The organism is Pseudomonas sp. Sample_16, assembly GCF_004307665.1.
GTDB lineage: Bacteria > Pseudomonadota > Gammaproteobacteria > Pseudomonadales > Pseudomonadaceae > Aquipseudomonas.
The window spans coordinates 1-19227 of the sequence record NZ_RCOB01000053.1 but is presented as its reverse complement, the minus strand read 5'-3'; the positions used below and the strand labels follow the sequence as shown (position 1 = coordinate 19227).

The window sequence follows — 19227 nt, the reverse complement described above, 5'->3', positions numbered from 1 at the left end:
ATCAGCGTACGTCACCCATCTCTGTAGGAGCCGGCTTGCTGGCGATAGCGGTGTATCAGGCAACATCCCCGTTGAATGTGCCGCCGTCATCGCCAGCAAGCCGGCTCCTACAAGGGATCTGCAGCGACCAAAAGATCAGCGTACGTCACCTGTCTCTGTAGGAGCCGGCTTGCTGGCGATAGCGGTGTGTCAGGCAACATCTCCGTTGAATGTGTCGCCGTCATCGCCAGTAAGCTTGCTCCCACAGAGTTTGAGGCAACCGCGAACTACAACGGCTTGACCACCACTAACAGATCCGTGAAGTACTCCACCTTGATCGGCAGGTTGTCCGCCAATGTCGCCAGTGCCGCGTCGGTATCGTCGAGGCGGAACACCCCGGAAACGCGCATGCCCTGCAACGCTTGCGTATCGAAACGCACCAGTCCGCGACGGTAACCGGCGAGGGCCTGAAGCACCTCGCTCACCGGCCGATCGTCGACCTTGAGCAAACCGCGAGTCCAGGCATCCGGCTCAGCGTTGCCAATGGCTTGTGGTGCTTGCGCCTGCCCGTCCTTGAGCCGCGTCTGCTGCCCCGCCATGACCTTGATCGCCTCGGCACCATTGGCTTTGGCTGCGACCACCGACTCCAGAACCGTGACCACGGTGGCGCCATCGTCCGTGCGACGAACCAGGTAACGCGTACCCAGCGCGGTCGCCGTGCCTTGTTCGGTGCGCACCACGAACGGCCGCTTGGCGTCCTTGGCCACCTCCACCCACATCTCCCCGGTGAGCAACTCGACCACCCGTTGCTGGCCGTCGAATTTCACGTCCAGCGCCGAATGGCTGTTGAGTTGCACCCGGCTGCCGTCAGCCAACGCCACCTCCCGCCGTTCGCCTACGTCGGTGCGCTGGTCGGCAAACCACAGGGGCCAGTTCTCCAGGCTGAACCACCCACAGAACAGCATGCTCAACAGACCGAACACCTGAGCGCCACGGGTTGTGGCTTTCGGACGCGGTTGCGCAAAGGCCTGCTTGAGTGCAACCCGCGCCGGTGCCGCCGGCAACTCATCCAGGCTCGACCACAATGCCCGCATGCGTGTGTGCGCCAATTCGTGGCGCGGGTCGGCCTTGCACCAGGCATCGAACGCCTCGCAGTCGCGATCAGTGACTGCTTCGTCGTGCAGCAACGCAAGCCAGTGCGCGGCCTCGGCGATCATTTTCTCGGTAGGTTTATCGAGGCTCGTCACGCGGGCGAATCCTCGGTGTACAAGGCGTTGTAGCAATGCACCAACACACTCGCGACGTAATTTTTCACGGTACTGGCCGACACCTTCAGTTCGATGGCGATTTCGCTGTAGGTCAGGCCGTCCAGGCGGCTAAGCAGAAAAGCTTCGCGGGTCTTGGTCGGCAACCCGGCGAGCATGGCGGAAATTTTTTCCAGCGCATCAAGCGCCGCGTGCACCGCCGCCGGATCGGGCATGCCGGCGTCTTGTGCCTGCAACGCCAACGCCTCAAGGTACGCCTGCTCGATCCGTCGGCGCCGCGCGCCATCGATCAGCAAGCGCCCCGCCATCGTCGCCAGAAAGGCCCGGGGTTCCTTGATGGACTGCGGTTCGGCAAGGGTCAGCACCCGAATGAAGGCATCGTGCGCGAGGTCCGCCGCCCGTTGCGAGCAGCCCAGTTTTTTCCGCAGCCAGCCATGCAACCATGAATGATGATTGCTGTAGAGCTCAGTGAAAGTCTGCTGACGACGCGCAAGATCGTCGCCGGCCACGGAAAAATCGCGCATACGAAAAAATTTCTCAAATAAGAAAGATTACCAATAGCGCGAACGATGACAGCAAATCTTCACCAGAGCAAGCGACGTGGTGATCAACCTTTGGCGTCAGGCGAGTCGGCCTCCTGCACCCACGCCCATTGCAACAACTCGATGACCTCCGCGTCCGACGTCTGGGAAAAATCCACGTACCAGTGCCCAATCGATGTGAACCAGTCCGGAAACAATGGGCACACCAGTTCATCCACTTCCCTGCGCAGCGCCTCGGCCGTTTCAACCGGCGCCACCGGAACGGCCACCACGATGCGCGACGGCGCCTGCAATCGAACCGCCTGCACCGCCGCCCGCATCGAAGCGCCAGTCGCCAGGCCGTCGTCGATCAGGATCACCACCTGGTCCTTGAGATGCACCGGCGCACGCGATCCCCGATAGACCTGCTCTCGACGCCGCAGTTCGCGGCTCTCGCGGTCGACCACGGCCTGGAAAGCAGCCCTGTCGATGGGATGAAAGTGCAGTGCTTCTTCATTGCGAATCTGAATGCCGCCACTGGCAATCGCGCCCATGGCGTACTCCGGACGGGACGGCACGCCGAGTTTGCGCACCAGCATCAAGTCGAGGCGAACACCCAGTGCCCTGGCCACTTCATAGGCCACTGGCACACCGCCACGGGGCAAGGCGAGAATGATGACATCAGGCCGATGGGCGTAATGCAGCAACGGCTCCACCAACCGCCGCCCTGCGGCTGCTCGATCCTGCAGGATGGAATGGGACAAGGGGCTCATTGGAAAACCTCCCCAGGCGATCGCGCCTGCCGGTGACTTCCCCCACCCCTGATTGTCGGTGCGATGATGGCCGTCATCAAGACCTCCCTGCGTACCGCCGATCCCCTGCAGGCGAGCCTCCTCACGATGGGGCCAGCCCAGTCAACCGTGACGCTTGAGGGTTATTTCCCTACATGCCTGGCAAGAAAATCCCCGACCAACCGCGCAATTTCCCCGGGTTTTTCATCCAGTGCAAAATGACCGGCCTCCAGCACATGAATGTCCGCGGCCGGGAGATCCCGTCGATAGGCCTCGGTTTCGGCAACGTCAAAAGACGGATCAAACTTGCCCCACACTACCAGCGTCGGTGGTTGGTGCTCGCGTAGCCAGGCTTGCCACTTCGGATAGCTGGCCACATTGTTGCGGTAGTCATAGAACAAATCACTTTGGATATCCGCTTGTCCTGGCTGATTCAGGAAGTTGTATTCGTCGGTCCACAAATCCGGGTTGAAAACTTCTATCGCAGGATTGGCACCGACGTGCCGCTGCCGAGTGGTCGCCAACGAGAAAAAGCTCGCTCGCAACCCCGCCTCGTTCGGGGCTCGATTGGCCCAGAACTCACGCCGTTTCTGCCACAGCGGCCCGAGCCCATCCTCGTGCGCAACCGCATTCTGGATAATCAGTGCCTGCAGGCGTTCGGGATGGGCGAGCATCATTCGGAATCCAACCGGGCCGCCGTAGTCCTGCACATACAGCGCATATTTGTTCAGGCCCAGTGCTTCGGTGAAATGCTCCATAACACTGGCCAGATGATCGAAGGTATAAACAAACAACTTCGCATCCGGGGCATCGCTGTGACCAAACCCAGGATAGTCCGGCGCCACCAGGTGGTAGTGCTGCGCCAACCGTGACAGCAGCGGGTCATACATACGCGAAGAACTGGGAAAGCCGTGCAGCAGCAACAAAGTTGGCGCATCCGGCCGCCCGGCTTCACGATAGAAAATCGACAGGTCATCAACCTTGATACTGCGGTAGGCAACCGTCATATGCTCCACCGAAGGGCTGGCCGGTTCGGCAGCGTGGGCGGCATTGGAAAGCGACAGGCCCATGGCACAACCGAGGGCCAGGGCAGGCAACCATTTGTTCATGAGAAAACTCCGATTCAAGGTGCAAAAGTGACCTGGGTAAACAGTGCCACCTCGATGTATCCACCCCGTACCGGATTTGTAATGACCTGTATTTTCACCGCCGATCTTACATAGCGATACACAAGCCCTGCCGCCCTGCTACACCAACCGCTCAATCTTCTGATGCTGCCACACCAATTTGTAATACAGCGTTTGCAACGCCAGCATCCCCAGATACGCCACCGGAAACGCCATCCAAACCCCTGGCAAGCCGAACCGCGCGTCCAGCAAATACGCCACCGGCAGTTGCACACCCACCACGCACACAATCGAAATCGCCACCGGCACCATCACCGTGCCGCTGGCGCGCATGATGCCGCCGATGATTGCCTGGAAGCCGAACACCAACAGGCTCCAGAGCATGATGTGCAACAGGTGTTCAGCCATATTCAGCGTCGTTTCTTCCGTGAGGAACGACGCCAGCAACCAACTCGACAACACGTACCCGAGCACGATCAAGCCGCCCGTCAGGCACACATTGATCATCAATCCGGTCTTCAGAATTGGCCCGATGCGTTCGATGCGCCCTGCCCCGATCGCCTGCGCGCCAAGGATCGACGCCGTGATCGCAATCGACAGCGCCGGGAACTGCACGTAATTGACGATCTGCGTCACCGCGCCATAAGCCGCCGTCGCCTGGGAACCGTGCTGGTTCACCAGCGCCAGGATCACCAGCTCCGACAGCGACAGCACCACCATCTGCAACCCGGTGGGCAAACCGATGCGCAACACCTTGCCGAGAATCCCCCAATCGAGCTTCATCGACGCAAAAAACTCGCGGTCCGGCGCCAACGGATGGCCCCGACGAATCAAGCGCCATGCCAGCCACCCCATCGCCGCCAGGTTGCCCGCCAACCCGGCAAACGCCGCACTTTGAATCCCCAGCGGCGGCAACCCCAGCCAGCCGCGAATCAACGCCGGCGTCAGCGCCAGGCCAATAACGGTCGACACCACCAGCGCCAACAACGGCGACATCGTATCGCTCACCCCGCGCAACAACTGCGTGAACAACACAAACACCAGCAGCGTCGGCATGAACCACAACATCACATGGGCATACGACACCGCATCGTCCAGCACGTCCGCCGGCGTCCCCAACCCCACCAGCGAAGACCGCGCAAACACACTCCCCACCACCGCCGCCACCAAGCCGATCAACACCCCCAACATCAACGTCGCCCCGGCGATGGCCTTGACCAGATGCACCTCACGCGCGCCCCACGCCTGCCCGATCAAAACCCCCGCACCCGCGCCCAAACCAATGACCAGGGCAATAAAGAAGAACACGATGGGAAACATCCCCGACACCGCCGCCAGCGCCTGCGTGCCGAGCATCTGGCCGATGTAGATGCTGTTGACGGTGCCGGACATGGATTGCAGGAAATTCGACAGCACCATGGGCGCGAGGAAAAGCAGGTAGGTTTTCCAGAGCGGGTGCTGCGAGGCAGTGGCAGTTTGCATGGGGTGGAGGTCCATCTCGACGGCGTGAGGGCTGATGAAGGATAGCTTCAGTGAGTTATGAGCGAGGGGCAATGTACATTTTGGGGGACGTGTTTAGTTTTGTAGGGAAGTGATGTGAAAGATCCGAGAATGCGGCGACTTTGGTCCTACATGAAGTTCGGAATGCCTCACCTACCCTGCTGATCTCGTGAGGCTTATAGTCGGTGCCGTCGCCCCAAATGGCGATTCGGGTTTGGCGACCTGATCGATTGGAATGCAAAGGCTCTGTGCTTTAATGCAGTCGCTTTTGCATGCCCGCAAAGCTGTCTTTATGGCAGCTGTGCGCGGGAGACCTTCGGGTCTGCCGGATTCCGATCCCGGTTCGCCAACCTGCGTACAGCTGTCACCCATTCGTTTGGCGACGATTGAGGGACAGTCAACCTTTGCCTTGATCGGAGTTTCAATATGGAAAGATACATGCCCCTCACCGGACTCGACCTGGTTCCACCCTCCCTGCTCATTGATACCGAAGCCCCGCTCGACGTCCTGCAAGCCATGGCGGATTACCGCATTCGCACAGTCACTCAGGTATTGGAGAACATCGCCTTTCGCGCCGAGATTGGTTGCGACACGGTGGTGTTGTCGGACTTTTCCAAACTACTGGCCATTCCGTTGCGCGACGGTTGTGATTTGATGGATGTGGTTGGGCGACGATTGCGGGCGCAAGCGGCGCAGTGACTGAGAATGGGCGCAAAGCGCCCATTCTCAGGCTTGTCGGCACAATCAACTCGAACCTGATTCCGCGCGAATGGCGAAAGGAGGACAGAATTATTCAATCAATAATCCTGTCCGCTTTTTCTTAGCCCATGCTTCTCATGGTTCAGCGCGATCGCCAGTCAGCGGACTGCTCGAACGCATGGGCTGCCCGGTAAATGTCGGCTTCGCCGAAATACTTGCCGACCAGTTGCAAGCCAATGGGCAGGCCATCGCGGATGGCACAGGGAATCGACATCGCTGGATGACCCGACACATCGAAGCCACAGGTGTTGCCGAGCATCTCGAAGGCACGACCCAGGAATTCCGGCAGTTCGGCACCCACGCCTGGTAGTGGCGTCGACCTGATCGGCAGCGTGGGCATCAGCAGCAGGTCAAAATGCTCGAACAGGCCGTCGTAGGCCAAGAGCAGTTGACGGGCGAGGTTCTGTGCTTTGCCGTAATAGCGGCCTTGGTACTGGCGACTGAGGTACTCACCGAGGATCATTGTTGTCTTGACGGTGTCCGGAAGGCTGTCTGCCTGCTCTCGCCATCGCGCATGGTGTTCCATCATGTCGGTCAGGTAGAGGCCGCGCCAATTGAAGCCGTGGCTATTGCCCTTCATCATTTGCTGGGTGGCGCCTTCGGCCGCAATTGCCAGCCAGATAGCCGCCCCCATTCCGTGCATGGGAAGAGATACTTCTTCTACTGACGCCCCGAGTGCACGGAAGACCCCGCTGGCCTCCAGCACCGCCTGATCCACGACGGCTTCCGCGTTGGGCAGGCCGAAGCCTTCCTTGAGAACGCCGATCCGCATGCCAGCGACGCCACGTGACAGCGCCTCGACGTAGCCGCCCACCTTTGTCGGATTCGACTGGCGAGGGTCGAGGCCGTCCGCACCCGCCAGGACCTCAAGCATTAACGCGTTGTCCCGGACGCTGGCGGTGATCGGGCCCAGGTGGTCGAGTGTCGTTTCAATGGGCATGGCGCCGGTATAGGGAATCAACCCATAGGTGGGTTTCATTCCGTATACGCCGCAGAAAGAGGCCGGGATGCGAACCGAACCGCCCTGGTCGCTGCCGACGGCCAGATCAACTTCGCCCGCCGCGACAAGTGCGGCGCAGCCCGACGAAGATCCGCCAGCGGAGTACCCGTGGCGGTGTGGATTGTGCACCGGGCCGCTAGCTGCGGTATGGGAGCCGCCCGAGAAGCACAGCGCTTCGCAGACTGCCTTGCCGGCGATAGTCGCACCCGCATCCAGGAGACGGGTGACGACGGTGGCGTCGACATCCGGCACATAGCCATCGAGCGTAAAGGAGCCATTGAGCATGGGGAGCCCGGCGACCGCGATGTTGTCTTTGATCGCGACGCTTTTGCCCGCTAACGGGCCGTCGCTCCTGCCGCGGATCTGCGATTTGCATTGCCAGGCTCCATAGCGGTTCTCCTCGGCGTCTGGCACATGAATCCCTTGCCGCGGATAGCGGACTTCTGGAAGAAAATCCGCAAGCGCATCGAGTTGATCGTACGCGTCGAAATTACCCTGTAGCGCGACCTGATAGTCCTCAATCTGCGAAGTGCTCAAGGTGATGCCGAGGGAGGCGGCGATTTCACCGATGTGTTCATTGCCGGGTCTGAGAATGGCCATGTAGTGTCCTTATGGAATCCGTGCTGAAAAAGGGTGCGACGCGCGACACGCAGAAGCTGCTCGTCTGTTGATTGCTTTGTCGCACCGAAAAGCCGTTCGTCAAGCCAGGAGCAGATAGCCGCCGAACAGGTCCACGACCACTTTTCCCGCGTCCGCCTCGTCACCCCAAAGTTCCTGGGTCGTGAACTGGACGTGGTAGGTGGGTTCGGATGGACTGGAACCGCCATGGCCGACCGTATCGGGGAAGGGCCATTTCTGGGATGTGCGGTGCACCACTACACCGCGTTTTCCGCGAACATAACCGGGCATGCGGATATGCCCGGAAACGAACTCATTGCGCACAAGTACCTGATCGCCTACCTGGAACGGCTGCTCAGGAGGTCGGGGGGCACGCCCCGCGACCATAGGCAGAGCCAGTGGATAGGCGCCTGCGGCCAGCTCTTCGAGACGTCGATGTTGGAGTGCTCCCTTCTCGACGAATAAAGACGCCACGCCGACGATGATCCTGTCGTAGTAGCTGGATGTCAGGTATTGGCGGGGCTCCATGCGTTCTATTGCATGGCGCAGTTCGTCAACGTTAAACAGGCCGAGTTCAGCTGCGCCCAGGAAAAGCAGGCTATAGCCGAGGTTTTCCCAGTCTTCGTGGAAGACCGGCTTGTAGCTCAGGGAGTTGGCGGTGTGTTGCACCCGGCCGAAACCCTGAACGCCACCAAGATCATGTATGCCATCCATTTTTTCATTACTCGCTGCCGATGATGGAAGTAGTCGTTACCGTGTTATTCCGGCCCACGTTCAAGGCTTGCCGGGACTTCCGGTCGAGCGATTCCGATCAAAACATCCTTGGTAACGAGCTTGACCAATGCTTCTTCCGACCAGCCTTGCGTACCCGCCGGTCGAAATGGCAGGACCATGTAGCGGGTTTCGGCAGTGGTGTCCCAGACTTGGATCTCAACGTCGAGCGGCAGGTCCAGGCCCATTTCACGCAGGACCGTGCGCGATTCACGTACGACCCGCGCGCGGTACTCGAAGCTCTTGTACCAATCCGGTGGCAAGCCGAGGACTGGCCAGGCGGTGCAAGAGCAGAGCGTGCAGACGATGACGTTTTGTAGTGTCGGTGTGTTTTCCAGGGCGACGATGTATTCACCCTGCACGCCGGTGTAGCCGAATTGGTCGCAGGCGGCGGTTGCGTCCCGCAGCAACAATTCACGATAGGCGGGGTCTACCCAGGCCCTTGCCACGACTCGCGCGCCATTGGCCGGATCGAAATCGTTTTCCATGACCTCGGTGAATTTCTCAACGTAGCCTTCGGGTAGCAGTTCGCGTTCCTGGAGGGCATTTTTCAGCGCATGTGCGCGAGCGGATGCCGGCGCCGCAGTGTTGTTTAGGGTGTTACTCATGATCGTTCTCCTCTTGGCGAATCATCGGCCGTTCATGCTGCGCGCATCAGCCCTGTGCCGGCGTGACAGTTGATGTATTCGTAGCGCTGGTCCTCGGCGCGCATGACGCTCACTTCGTGGTAGCCCTTCCACTTGAGCTCGGCCTGGAGCGTTTGCACCATGCGCATGAAGGTCCCGAATATCTCGATATGGGTGGGATGGGATTCTGACCAGCGTTCGAGGTGTGCCAGGGAGCGCCAGTGGCTGACCGAAAAACTCTTCTCTTGAAGTTGTCCGCTGGCGTCGATGTGCTGCATATAACGATTGCTGTAACAACCGACAGGCTGGCCGTCATCTCTCAAGAAGTTCATGCCTTCGCGCAGCACAGGCTCCATCTCGCCGAGGTACAGTTCCCGTTCCTTGCCAACTGTTTCCGTCCAGTCCTGACCCGAGCGAATGACCACCAGGTTTTCATGGCCCCTGACAATCACCCGGGAAGACTTTTCTTCGGTCACCAAGCTACCGGTCGGCGCCATGGCATCAGTCTGTGAAAGCGCGATCCGGTCGCGCATGGCGCCCCAGTAGCCATGCTCCTGAATCTCGCCGCTGCGGGTCGCCATCGCAACGCCTACACCTTCCATGCCTTGTGGCATGGCATAGAGCGTCTCGAAACGCTCAACGCCCGGCATCAGGATTTCCCGGAAATATCCCAAGCCATCGCTGCCAAGGCTTTCGGTGTTCCACCAGTTGGCAACCTCCCTGTTCGCTTCCCAGCGGGCGAATGCGGCGGGATCGTCCCAGTAGGCGATGGCCACCATGTTGTCGTAGCCGGCATCGTCAACGTAGTGGGACAGATCATGGTGGCGAGGACCATCGTCCAGGGTAAAGCTGGATGTGATCTGGCGCAGTGCTGCACAGGCTGCACTCAACTGGTTCTCACCCTTTGACTGGACACCGAAGTAACCCATGACAAACTGGGTGACTGAAGCGTCGGCGCGTCCTACCCAAGCCGGGAATGGAGGGGTGTAACTATCGTCGATGCGCCGGGTGCGGGTACGAGGGCACATCAGGTGCTTGTCGATTGCTGATTCCATGGGTTCCTCACAGTTTTTTTTGCCATTGGCCGCCGATGCGCGGCATGGTCTATGGCGTGCTTTTGTTGTTGGTTGAAGCGAGGTCAAAACACCCGCGCATAGCGAAGATTCATCCGGAAATCTTCTCGTGGGCCGTTTTCAACAGACAGGTCCCGGCCCAGCTGAAGTTGCAACTGGTCCTTGGGGGTGAAGAAACGGGTGGCGGTGAGACGAAAGTTGGTAGTACGCATGGCATCATCGAGATCATCGCCATCAACCTCGACTTCTCCTCCCCACGTTTGCCCGAAGCCGACACCCAATGAAGTTGCGGGGTCCGGCATGTACCGACCCATTAGCTGCGCAGCGTAGGAAGTTTTCTGCTTTAGAACATCCGAACCGGGACCGTAGTCGTCGTTGTTCCCATACCAGATCGCATCACCCACCAGATCCATCGCCCACTTGTCGCTGAAGTGCTTGATATAGGCCGTCTGGAAATCGACCTTCCAGCGGTTTTCGCCGAGGTTGATCAGATCATTCTTGTCGTAGCTGCCGGTAGGCACGTACAGGTAGGCGTTGACGCTGAACGTATCGCGGGCGCTATTGAGCAGGAACTTGATCGGTGCCGTCAGAATCAGGTCACCGGTGCCACTGGCATTGCCCATTGCCCAGGCGTCGCCACCACTGGAAACGTGACCAAAAGGCAACAGGAACTGTGGGTCGATGGTGACTGAGTCGCTCAATTGATAAACGTGCAGCAGACGCAGGATGCCGATGTCAGAGGACAGGTTGAAATCTGAACTGGCTTCACGCCCATGGACGCGCAGTGAATCAGTGGTTGCGTGCTGGTAATAGACCACGCCGATGGTGGTGCCCGCGGGGTATTGCTCGTAGTCACCCGGCGCCACCTCTGCAGCCAACGTGCAAAAGGACACGCCGACAAGCGTCAGCGCTGCTAATACCGATCGTTTAAATTCAGGAAGCATCAGCCTTATTGTTTTCATTATGTCTGCCTTGCTCGGTAAACCCCTCACGGGGGACTTGGGTCCTTGACCTTCCTGGTCGTACGCCGGGCTCGCCTGGCGTACGGGTCGACGTCCAACGGCCATTTACACCGCGCGGGTTTGTCGCTGACTCAAGGATGAGGCCGCTACGCCTCGCGCTTCTTGGCTGAAACGGAACCAAAAATAGGTTCAGGCGGCCCTTCCGTCTCAGGTAGCTGGCGAGTAACGGGAGGCTGTTGTAAAAGTTGTCCCAAGGCATTTGCAGGCAGTTGCATTCAGGAAACTTCGCTTCTTGTCAAAGAGCCCTGACAGTCAGAAGTAGCGAAGCAACCGCGGTTCTATCCTGAAAATAAATTCAAAGAACAGGGGTGCATTGCAATTGGACAAAGACTCTCGGGAGTACGCCATAACGATTCCGCAAACCGCTCGAAAGGCGCTCGCGGGCACGGACTGGTCTAGCGAAAGCGTTGACCTCACGACTCAAAGCAACTCTTTCAGTGACCGGGTGGACTACTGGCGGGAAATGATCTTGCGACTTTTCGCGGACGTGGAAATCGGTGCAATCCCGAACCCCGATTTCTTCGGAAAAGTTCGCTCGCAAAAGTGTGAGTCCCTTCGTGTGAGCGATGTTGGTGCCGCAGCACAAGCCGTGAATCGAAGGCACTTACAACCTACGTGCCGGGAAGAGGACAGATATTTTGCGGTCCTGATGCTTGAAGGCACGGAATGTCTGGAACAGGATGGCAACCGAGCGGTGATCCGGCCGGGCGATTTCTCCATCTACGATGCAACACGGCCGCATTACCTGACGTTCGAGAATAACTGGAGGCAGATCATCGTCAGCGTACCCCGAACTTGCATCAACCAGTTGGTGGTCAATATGGAGTGCCGCACCGCAACGCGGATATCTACTGACAGCCCTGTAGGGCGGGTCATGCGCTCGTTGCTGGAGAGCATTGCTTCGCAGATCGGCCAGTTCACTCCATTTGAAATGGCACGGCTATCAGAGTCGATTACACATCTGATCGCGCTTTCACTCGGCCATGTGCAGCCCATGGACCCTGAGCACTCGCGCTCACAGGCACTGACACTGATGCGGGTGAAAATTTACATTAACGACAACCTGGGCAACCCCACGCTCAGCGCTCAGCAGGTTTCCCTGGCAATGGGGATCTCCGTTCGCTACATCAACAAACTGTTCGAACAGGAAGGTGTTTCCCTGATGCGCTACGTGCTGCGTCGGCGGCTAGAGCGCTGTAGCAGCGATCTTCTCAATCCGGTCAATGCCGCACATCGAATATCCGACATTGCCTTTCGTTGGGGCTTCAATGATCTTTCCCATTTCAGCCGGGTATTCCGGGAGTTCTATGGTGTGGCGGCCAGAGAATGGCGGGAGTCACAAACGAAGCGATGATTGGCGTGCATCTGCTGAACGCCTATATCCACTCAGGAACGACCACTACCGGAAAACCTACTGGGGATTTGTATGCGCTGGTCTTCGTCACGTCCCTGATTGCTGGATGTGCATGCCCTGTCGAATTTCTCATATATGGCCTTTTGCAATTACCGCGAAATCTCTAGAATCCGCCCAGCACTCCGACAATGGAGGCGCTATGCCATCAATTAAGGAAGCCATAATGCAAGTAGGAAAAATTCTGTGGTTGGCCTTGGTACTAGGGCTGAGCGGTTGCGCCAGCTTCACCAAGGATGAAGTGGCTCCGGTGAATCTGCCGTCTATGTCGAGTTATTCGAACAAGCCGAATGTGTATGTGGACTTCGATTTCTACCAAGGCGCTCCAAAAAGCACGTCAGCCGTTGAAATTCCACAAGCTCGCGACATGCTCAAACCTGAACTTCAAAAAGTGCTGAACGACTCCGGGCTCTTTGGTCGCGTCACGCTGGACGAGTTTCAGAAGCAGCCTGGCGATTACAGCCTGCGCCTCAAGGTTTACAACCACCCACCTGGTGGTGGTCAGCTTGCCATGGCCTTTATCAGTGGGCTCACTATGACCGTCATTCCTTCCATGGCCACTGATCAATACACCATGAGTCTCGAGGCGCTTGATCAACAAGGGCTGCCAATCAGCAATGCCAGCAACCATGATTCGATCAATACCTGGATCGGTATCTGGTTTGTGCCTTTGATGGGTAATACCCCGAAGGCGGCGATTAGCGATACCTTCAGCCGCCAGGTCAATGCGTTGCTCAAACAAATGGTTGAGAGCAAGAGCCTGCAATACTCGGCACTCAGTTCCGGCGTGACACGCACCTGATAAAAAAGAGCCGCAATTGCGGCTCTTTTTTTACCTTCATTTCAGGGCTTGTATGAATTGCGGGTCGGTGTACAAGGCCTTGAGCAAATCACGAACCATCGGATTGTAGGCATTGGCGGCGTTCGGGATCGCAATGGCTCCGAAAAAACTGCTGTCCCACTGGCGGCTCACGTCCTTGGTCGCGTCGTAAACTACCTCGTTGCCCTTGAGCAAAGTAAAGCGGGCAGCGAGCTGGCCAGTACCGGTACCCATTCCTGCCGTCAGCTCATTCTTGACCAGCAATACATCCAGATGACGCTGTGCTTGCGGATCCAGCAGGCCCGCTCGGCGCAGTTCTTCGTTGATAGCCTCCTGAATATGCAGAGGGATGGTGCCACTCGGCGAGCTGATCGGATTAGCCCGAACAGTCAGCGAGCCCTGGCCAGACTCTGCCTTCACCTGAGCATTGTTGATTGATTGCAGTGTTGGGGTCTGTTTGAGCTGTTGGACGTTCTCGTAACTCGGTTCATAACGCGTCATGGTGACACCACAACCTTGCAGCAGCAGCGCGAATAGCGGAACGAAGAGTAGGGACTTTTTCACGGCATTTCCTTGCATGAAATATAAGGCCGCGAGATTACCCCAAAAATGGCATTTAGCCATCAGTCATCATTCGGTTTGTGTCTGCATCAGTTGCTCGACGATGATGGCTTCACACCGAGGCCATAGCCCGTCGTGATCCATGGGCGCCCCAGAATCGGACCGCCCAATATTCGTGCTGTCTGCATTTCCTGGAGCAAGGCCGTGGATTATCTCATTCACGCTTCTTCACCCGAGTGAAACGTCAGCCGCTTGGCTCATAGCAGCCAATCACTCAAGAAGGTACCCTCGCCCCAATGCCCTCAAGGTACTCACAATTACACGATGAAAAGTATCCTCGACCGCCTGCGTGGCTGGGCCAAGAAGTTAAAACGGCAAACAATGGTCCTGTGGTTTTGCTATCAACATCCGCAAACCCCTTGGTTACCCAAATGGGTCTCGATTTTTATCGTGGCGTATGCTTTGAGTCCTATCGACCTTATTCCTGATTTCATTCCAGTACTTGGCTATCTGGACGATGTGATCATTTTGCCGCTTGGCATTCTTCTGGCTATTCGCTTGATGCCTGCTCAGGTGCTGGAGCAGTGTCAGCTCAAAGCGATCGAGTGGGAGGCAAGCCGAGTGAAGCGGCCTGTGAACCGCTGTGCTGCCGTAATCGTTGTATTGGTTTGGGTTGTCACGTTGAGCATTTTGGGCGCTTGTTTCTTCTGAGCTAAGGTTGCCCCCTTCAGCCGATGACATCTCGTCGACGCTGGCAGCGGGCGCTGTTGCATCAATAGCGCTGCATCGTTTTTATCCTCCGGGATTGGCAGAAAGCGGCCAAGAGGAAACCTTCGAAAGAGTCTAGAAAATTAGAGGTGATTCGCGGCAATACCGCATTCCTGACAGGAATGCCCCCATAAAAACACGCATTTTATTTAAAGCGTCGGATGTTCTAGCGTGTTCCATTCTGCATATGGAGATGTCGCTATGAATGACCCGAGACTGCGCCTTTACGTTGATTCTCAATTCACCAGTCCCTACGCGCTGTCATGCTTTGTGGCACTTAGAGAAAAGGGAATTGAGTTCGAAATGAGTACCTTGAATTTGGCAACACTGGAGAACCAGACCAGTGATTATGCCCGTCTTTCGTTGACTCAGAGAGTGCCCACCCTCGTGCATGGTGATTTTGCATTGTCGGAATCATCGGCAATCACTGAGTACCTGGAAGATGTGTTCCCCCAAACATCTGTTTACCCACAGCCCCCGCAACAGCGTGCCGCGGCGAGACAAATTCAAGCGTGGCTACGCAGTGATTTGCTACCCATCCGCCAGGAGCGCTCAACGCTGGTTGTATTCTATGGCCAAAAATACGGACCTTTGTCCGCATCGGCTGAATCTGCCAAGCAAAAGTTGCTTGATGTCGCTCAATCGCTGCTTACCGATAGCCCGAACTACATCTTTGGCCAATGGTCGATCGCCGATGTTGATCTCGCATTGATGCTGAACCGATTGATTCTTAATGGGGACACCGTACCGGCTCAACTGGAGGATTACGCCCAGCGCCAATGGCAGCGCCCGACAGTGCAAGAGTGGATCAAGCTGCAACGACCTCCAATGTAGCCGCACCCAAATTGCTGATAATGGCCGAATTCTACCGCTGCTGAGCGGCAGTTATGGGGCCGATCCAAGCCATCAGTCTTCTGCATGAACGGACCGCATTACGCTGAGCCCTTTGAGCAGGCGCTAAATATTCTCCTTGGCCTCAAGTGCGCGGTAGTGCTCAATCTTGACTTGCAGTGCGGCAGCGGCCGCTTGCATCGCAGCAATTTCGGCCTGTACCTCCTGTAAATGGCATTCCAGCATCCGGCGGCGTTCGACAACCGTTGAATCCCCGGCGCTGCGCAGCTTGGCGAATGCTTGCATTTTGCCGATGGGCATATGAGTGGTGCGTAAACGCAGCAGAAACTCCAGCCACGCCATATCAGTCGGCGCATAAAGCCGTTGTCCGCCGGCTGCACGAGCGACAGGTGCCAACAGGCCGATACGTTCGTAGTAGCGCAGGGTATAGGCCGTGAGTCCGGTTTGCTTGGCGACCTGGTCAATCGTCTGGTAGGGCTTCATAAGCGCAATCCTTGGCCATCGGTGTTAGGTCATTCAGTGGTCCCGTTCACTCGGGAAGTGCAGCAACCATTTTGATGCCTCGTTTGGCAAACACTTCCCGCGCTGCGCTGATGCCATTCAACGCGCTTGGAAAGCCCGCATATACTGCCATCTGGATGATGATTTCAACGATTTCCTCAGGTTTGCAACCCACATTCAGCGCCCCCTCAATATGCACCTTGAGTTGAGGTTGCGCGTTCCCCAATGCGGTGAGGGCCGAGATGGTTGCCAGCTCGCGTGTGCACAGAGCGAGACCAGGCCTGGAAAACACATCACCATAGGCGAAATCGACTATCCAATCACCTAGCTCGGGCGAGATATCGCCAAGCGAATTGACCACAGTGTTGCCAGCGGCGCCGGTGATTTTTTCCAGTGTCTCTAACCCTTTTACTCGTCGACTATCCGGTTCAGTTGCCGACACCGGAACTGCGACTGCTGAAAGCACGAGCCCGGTTACAAAACCAAGATTTTTTAATGTCATGACCTATCTCCTTGTTTAAACCGCGCACGGACCTGGCCGTTTTGGCGGTGCAACAAGGAGGCTATTGGTTAGAGCGCGCTCTAAGTCAAGCACCTGGTGCGCTCAGATAATGGGGATTGCAACTAGAGGGATTTGAACCCGTCGCCCCAAAACTGCGTTTTCAATCCACGCAGCCAGTTTGGGGCACCAACGGTTTTGTCATGATGAAGGGCTGCTTTGGCCCAAAACGCTCCATAGCGACACGCTCAAACCACAGTGGGCCGCAACGCGTGCGCCAGATCGATCAATGCGCGTAATCGCGCCGGCACGAAGCGATGGCCGGAGTAGTAAAGCCTCAAGCCGCCAAACGACGGGCACCACGGTATCAGCACCGGCACCAGGGTACCGCTGGCCAGTTCTTCCTGGATGAACCACTCGGAAATGAAACCGATGCCAAGGCCCATCACCACGGCCTGCTTGATAGCCAGCATCTCGTTGAAAATGAAGCGCACCGGCAGATCCATCTGCAACTTCTCACCGTCTCGCTCCAGCTCCCACTGGTAGATGCCGCCATGGGCCATGCGCATGCCGATGCTCTGGTGGCTGAGCAGGTCTCGCGGATGCTCGGGCACACCATGGCGGTCGAGATACTCGGGCGTTGCCACCACAAGCATTCGGATGTCCTCTGACAGCCTCACGGCAATCATGTCTTGTGGTACCGACTCTGCCAGGCGGATACCGGCGTCGAATCCACCGGCGACGATGTCGACCATGTTTGATTCGCTGACGATGTCGATGCGCACCTTGGGATGGTGCTCTGTGTACTGCTTGAAGAGCGGCTCCAGCAACAAGTAGGCCGCGCCATGTGGGGCATTGATACGCAGGGTGCCGCTGGGTTCATCGGGGCCGAAGCTGGCTTCTTCGCCGGCACTTTTAATCTGCTCCAATGCAGGGGTGATGCGCTCCACGTAGCGTTGCCCAACGTCGGTGAGGGCCACACTGCGCGTGGAGCGATTGAACAGGCGCACCTTCAGGCGCGCTTCCAGGCCGGCCACGGCGCTGCTCACTGCGGTGGTGGACATGCCCAATTCCTGTGCCGCACCACGAAAACTGCTGCGGCGCGCGACGGCCAGCACCACTTCCAGTTCGGTCATTCCTGTTCTGTGCATGGATCGTCCTGAAAATGCGGATGCTTCATACGCAAAAGGATAGCTTATCGGAACAATAAGCCCCCCATAGACTTCAATGCACACAGGCTCGTTTCAGGCGAGTCATTTTGAGCGAGGAGTCGCCATGCAGCGCATCGAACATATCTATATCAACGGCGAATACGTCATCCCCCACGGCCAGGAATGGTTCGACCTCCATAACCCGAGCACCGAGGCCGTCATCGGCCGGGTTCGTCTGGGTGATGCACTGGACGCACAGCGTGCCATAGCAGCCGCCAGGTCCGCGTTCCCGGCGTGGTCTCGTACCACTCGGGAGGAGCGCATTGCGGCACTGCAACGCATGCACCGGGCCATGGCGGCACGGGAGGAAGAGTTGCTGGAAGCCATCCTCCTCGAATACGGCGCACCTGCGGTCCGCGGGCGCTGGATGGCGACGTACCCAGCCGACGTCATTGCGCAAGCAATCGATGCACTGGTGGCGTTCGATTTCGAGGAGCAGGTCGGCATGGCCAGGGTCATTCTGACGCCCGTGGGCGTTGCCGGTCTGATCACGCCCTGGAACAGTAATGCGGGCTTCATCTGCAACAAGCTGGCCACCGCGCTGGCGACCGGTTGCACCGCCGTCATCAAGCCCAGCGAGATGAGCGCATTGCAGACGCAGGTTGTGCTCAGGGCGTTGCACGAAGCGGAGTTGCCGCCGGGCGTATTCAATGTCGTCAACGGACGGGGCGATGTGGTTGGCGAGGAAATCGCCCGCCATCCCGACGTAGCCAAGATCTCATTCACAGGGTCGTCCGCGGTCGGTCAACATCTGGTTAAAACCGGCGCGAATACCCTGAAGCGCGTGACGCTCGAACTGGGCGGCAAGTCGCCCACCGTGGTGCTTGACGATGCAGACTTCCAAGCGGTCATGCCCTTGGTCCTGCAAGCCGGATTTCTCAACAGCGGTCAGGCTTGCGTCGCGGGCACACGCATCCTTGTGCCGCGCAGTCGGTTGCCAGAGTTCGAGAGGATTGCAAAGGAGTGCGTCTCACAGATTCAATCGGGCGATCCACGCAGCGCCGACACCGACATCGGTCCGATGGTGAGTCAGAGACAATGGGAACGGGTGCAGCGCTACATCCGTATCGGCCAGGAAGAAGGCGCGAGGTTGCTGGCGGGCGGCGAGGGTCGCCCGGAAGGCCTGAATGCCGGATGGTTCGTGAAACCCACGATCTTCACTGATGCCAACAACCGGATGCGCATCGCTCGCGAGGAAATCTTCGGCCCCGTGCTCACGATCATCCCCTACGACGATGATGCAGATGCGATCAGCATTGCCAACGACACGGACTATGGGCTCAGCGCCCTGGTGCTGGGCAAGAATCCCGAACGCTGTCTGACTATCGCCCGGCAGATCGATTCGGGACGTGTGCTCATCAACACCCTTGCCCACGAACCGCGCGCTCCCTTCGGCGGCGTCAAGCATTCAGGTCTTGGGCGCGAAATGGGCAAGTGGGGGATGAGCGCTTATCTGGAGCCCAAGACATTGATCACGCATGACCTGTTGAAATGACCGTGTTCGGTTCCTGTCTGGGAGGACTGGGCGGGAAATGGCAGCGAGCGTCCGCTA

Annotated in this window: 20 protein-coding genes and 1 pseudogene; 6 read left to right on the top strand and 15 right to left on the bottom strand. The window is 57.9% G+C overall.

What is annotated here, in order from left to right:
* Window positions 1–266 precede the first annotated feature (266 nt).
* The 5 genes from D8U69_RS07900 to D8U69_RS07880 form a co-directional block, all read right to left on the bottom strand.
* Window positions 267–1226 (bottom strand): FecR family protein, encoded by a 960-nt coding sequence (locus D8U69_RS07900; RefSeq protein WP_130907053.1) that lies wholly within the window; start codon window positions 1224–1226, stop codon window positions 267–269.
* The gene (locus D8U69_RS07895) at window positions 1223–1768 is read right to left on the bottom strand and encodes a sigma-70 family RNA polymerase sigma factor (RefSeq protein WP_056856766.1); all 546 of its coding nucleotides are present in this window, start codon (window positions 1766–1768) and stop codon (window positions 1223–1225) included. Before D8U69_RS07895 ends, D8U69_RS07900 begins: the two co-directional genes overlap by 4 nt.
* 83 nt (window positions 1769–1851) lie before the next feature.
* Window positions 1852–2538 (bottom strand): phosphoribosyltransferase family protein, encoded by a 687-nt coding sequence (locus D8U69_RS07890; RefSeq protein WP_130907052.1) that lies wholly within the window; start codon window positions 2536–2538, stop codon window positions 1852–1854.
* A 161-nt stretch (window positions 2539–2699) separates the two neighbouring features.
* Window positions 2700–3665: an alpha/beta hydrolase gene (locus D8U69_RS07885; RefSeq protein ID WP_130905007.1), complete on the bottom strand. Its 966-nt coding sequence runs from the start codon at window positions 3663–3665 to the stop codon at window positions 2700–2702.
* A 138-nt stretch (window positions 3666–3803) separates the two neighbouring features.
* Entirely contained in the window at window positions 3804–5165 is a 1362-nt protein-coding gene (locus D8U69_RS07880) for an MATE family efflux transporter (protein WP_130907051.1), read from the bottom strand.
* A 444-nt stretch (window positions 5166–5609) separates the two neighbouring features.
* On the opposite strand from D8U69_RS07880, the gene D8U69_RS07875 reads away from it, so the two are divergent.
* Entirely contained in the window at window positions 5610–5882 is a 273-nt protein-coding gene (locus D8U69_RS07875; protein ID WP_130907050.1) for a hypothetical protein, read from the top strand.
* A gap of 142 nt (window positions 5883–6024) precedes the next feature.
* Here D8U69_RS07875 and D8U69_RS07870 read toward each other — a convergent pair whose 3' ends face one another.
* The 5 genes from D8U69_RS07870 to D8U69_RS07850 all read right to left on the bottom strand — a co-directional run bounded on the left by D8U69_RS07870 (window position 6025) and on the right by D8U69_RS07850 (window position 10974).
* Window positions 6025–7542 carry an amidase gene (locus D8U69_RS07870; protein WP_130905009.1) on the bottom strand — a complete coding sequence of 506 codons (1518 nt, stop codon included), beginning with the start codon at window positions 7540–7542 and terminating at the stop codon, window positions 6025–6027.
* A 99-nt stretch (window positions 7543–7641) separates the two neighbouring features.
* Window positions 7642–8274 carry a nitrile hydratase subunit beta gene (gene nthB / locus D8U69_RS07865; RefSeq protein ID WP_130905010.1) on the bottom strand — a complete coding sequence of 211 codons (633 nt, stop codon included), beginning with the start codon at window positions 8272–8274 and terminating at the stop codon, window positions 7642–7644.
* Window positions 8275–8318: 44 nt separating this feature from the next.
* Window positions 8319–8939, bottom strand: coding sequence for a nitrile hydratase subunit alpha (gene nthA / locus D8U69_RS07860; RefSeq protein ID WP_130905011.1), 621 nt, complete (start codon window positions 8937–8939; stop codon window positions 8319–8321).
* Between the two features lie 32 nt (window positions 8940–8971).
* The gene (locus tag D8U69_RS07855; protein ID WP_130905012.1) at window positions 8972–10012 is read right to left on the bottom strand and encodes a phenylacetaldoxime dehydratase family protein; all 1041 of its coding nucleotides are present in this window, start codon (window positions 10010–10012) and stop codon (window positions 8972–8974) included.
* Window positions 10013–10095: 83 nt separating this feature from the next.
* Window positions 10096–10974, bottom strand: coding sequence for a transporter (locus D8U69_RS07850; protein WP_130905013.1), 879 nt, complete (start codon window positions 10972–10974; stop codon window positions 10096–10098).
* A gap of 397 nt (window positions 10975–11371) precedes the next feature.
* Here D8U69_RS07850 and D8U69_RS07845 point away from each other — a divergent pair, with 397 nt between their 5' ends.
* Together D8U69_RS07845 and D8U69_RS07840 are read left to right on the top strand one after the other, a co-directional pair.
* Complete coding sequence (locus D8U69_RS07845) at window positions 11372–12406, top strand: helix-turn-helix domain-containing protein (RefSeq protein WP_241667843.1); 1035 nt, start codon at window positions 11372–11374, stop codon at window positions 12404–12406.
* A gap of 223 nt (window positions 12407–12629) precedes the next feature.
* Window positions 12630–13265, top strand: a complete 636-nt coding sequence (locus D8U69_RS07840; protein ID WP_130907054.1) for a hypothetical protein — start codon at window positions 12630–12632, stop codon at window positions 13263–13265.
* Window positions 13266–13301: 36 nt separating this feature from the next.
* On the opposite strand, the gene D8U69_RS07835 is transcribed toward D8U69_RS07840, so the two are convergent.
* Window positions 13302–13847 (bottom strand): hypothetical protein, encoded by a 546-nt coding sequence (locus D8U69_RS07835; protein ID WP_130905128.1) that lies wholly within the window; start codon window positions 13845–13847, stop codon window positions 13302–13304.
* A gap of 110 nt (window positions 13848–13957) precedes the next feature.
* Window positions 13958–14050, bottom strand: a pseudogene (locus D8U69_RS29715) (serine hydrolase); the annotation flags it as partial.
* Window positions 14051–14168: 118 nt separating this feature from the next.
* Between D8U69_RS29715 and D8U69_RS07825 the strand changes: the two are divergent.
* Both D8U69_RS07825 and yfcF read left to right on the top strand, forming a co-directional pair.
* The gene (locus D8U69_RS07825; RefSeq protein WP_130905015.1) at window positions 14169–14555 is read left to right on the top strand and encodes a YkvA family protein; all 387 of its coding nucleotides are present in this window, start codon (window positions 14169–14171) and stop codon (window positions 14553–14555) included.
* A gap of 258 nt (window positions 14556–14813) precedes the next feature.
* Window positions 14814–15446 carry a glutathione transferase gene (gene yfcF, locus D8U69_RS07820; RefSeq protein ID WP_130907049.1) on the top strand — a complete coding sequence of 211 codons (633 nt, stop codon included), beginning with the start codon at window positions 14814–14816 and terminating at the stop codon, window positions 15444–15446.
* Window positions 15447–15569: 123 nt separating this feature from the next.
* Here the strand turns inward: yfcF and D8U69_RS07815 are convergent, their stop codons facing one another.
* From D8U69_RS07815 to D8U69_RS07805, 3 genes are all read right to left on the bottom strand, one after another.
* Window positions 15570–15947 carry a MerR family transcriptional regulator gene (locus D8U69_RS07815; RefSeq protein WP_130905016.1) on the bottom strand — a complete coding sequence of 126 codons (378 nt, stop codon included), beginning with the start codon at window positions 15945–15947 and terminating at the stop codon, window positions 15570–15572.
* A 46-nt stretch (window positions 15948–15993) separates the two neighbouring features.
* Window positions 15994–16467 carry a carboxymuconolactone decarboxylase family protein gene (locus D8U69_RS07810; protein WP_130905017.1) on the bottom strand — a complete coding sequence of 158 codons (474 nt, stop codon included), beginning with the start codon at window positions 16465–16467 and terminating at the stop codon, window positions 15994–15996.
* A 245-nt stretch (window positions 16468–16712) separates the two neighbouring features.
* Window positions 16713–17615, bottom strand: coding sequence for a LysR family transcriptional regulator (locus tag D8U69_RS07805; protein WP_241667844.1), 903 nt, complete (start codon window positions 17613–17615; stop codon window positions 16713–16715).
* A gap of 124 nt (window positions 17616–17739) precedes the next feature.
* Here D8U69_RS07805 and D8U69_RS07800 point away from each other — a divergent pair, with 124 nt between their 5' ends.
* Window positions 17740–19170 (top strand): aldehyde dehydrogenase family protein, encoded by a 1431-nt coding sequence (locus D8U69_RS07800; RefSeq protein WP_130907048.1) that lies wholly within the window; start codon window positions 17740–17742, stop codon window positions 19168–19170.
* Window positions 19171–19227: the final 57 nt, after the last annotated feature.

Excerpts from the sequence above, each read along its gene's own strand:
- D8U69_RS07895 (WP_056856766.1), bottom strand. The coding sequence starts at position 1,768 with ATGCGCGATTTTTCCGTGGCCGGCGACGATCTTGCGCGTCGTCAGCAG.
- D8U69_RS07890 (WP_130907052.1), bottom strand. The coding sequence starts at position 2,538 with ATGAGCCCCTTGTCCCATTCCATCCTGCAGGATCGAGCAGCCGCAGGG.
- D8U69_RS07885 (WP_130905007.1), bottom strand. The coding sequence starts at position 3,665 with ATGAACAAATGGTTGCCTGCCCTGGCCCTCGGTTGTGCCATGGGCCTG.
- D8U69_RS07880 (WP_130907051.1), bottom strand. The coding sequence starts at position 5,165 with ATGCAAACTGCCACTGCCTCGCAGCACCCGCTCTGGAAAACCTACCTG.
- D8U69_RS07875 (WP_130907050.1), top strand. The coding sequence starts at position 5,610 with ATGGAAAGATACATGCCCCTCACCGGACTCGACCTGGTTCCACCCTCC.
- D8U69_RS07870 (WP_130905009.1), bottom strand. The coding sequence starts at position 7,542 with ATGGCCATTCTCAGACCCGGCAATGAACACATCGGTGAAATCGCCGCC.
- nthB (WP_130905010.1), bottom strand. The coding sequence starts at position 8,274 with ATGGATGGCATACATGATCTTGGTGGCGTTCAGGGTTTCGGCCGGGTG.
- nthA (WP_130905011.1), bottom strand. The coding sequence starts at position 8,939 with ATGAGTAACACCCTAAACAACACTGCGGCGCCGGCATCCGCTCGCGCA.
- D8U69_RS07855 (WP_130905012.1), bottom strand. The coding sequence starts at position 10,012 with ATGGAATCAGCAATCGACAAGCACCTGATGTGCCCTCGTACCCGCACC.
- D8U69_RS07850 (WP_130905013.1), bottom strand. The coding sequence starts at position 10,974 with ATGCTTCCTGAATTTAAACGATCGGTATTAGCAGCGCTGACGCTTGTC.
- D8U69_RS07840 (WP_130907054.1), top strand. The coding sequence starts at position 12,630 with ATGCAAGTAGGAAAAATTCTGTGGTTGGCCTTGGTACTAGGGCTGAGC.
- D8U69_RS07825 (WP_130905015.1), top strand. The coding sequence starts at position 14,169 with ATGAAAAGTATCCTCGACCGCCTGCGTGGCTGGGCCAAGAAGTTAAAA.
- yfcF (WP_130907049.1), top strand. The coding sequence starts at position 14,814 with ATGAATGACCCGAGACTGCGCCTTTACGTTGATTCTCAATTCACCAGT.
- D8U69_RS07815 (WP_130905016.1), bottom strand. The coding sequence starts at position 15,947 with ATGAAGCCCTACCAGACGATTGACCAGGTCGCCAAGCAAACCGGACTC.
- D8U69_RS07810 (WP_130905017.1), bottom strand. The coding sequence starts at position 16,467 with ATGACATTAAAAAATCTTGGTTTTGTAACCGGGCTCGTGCTTTCAGCA.
- D8U69_RS07805 (WP_241667844.1), bottom strand. The coding sequence starts at position 17,615 with ATGCACAGAACAGGAATGACCGAACTGGAAGTGGTGCTGGCCGTCGCG.
- D8U69_RS07800 (WP_130907048.1), top strand. The coding sequence starts at position 17,740 with ATGCAGCGCATCGAACATATCTATATCAACGGCGAATACGTCATCCCC.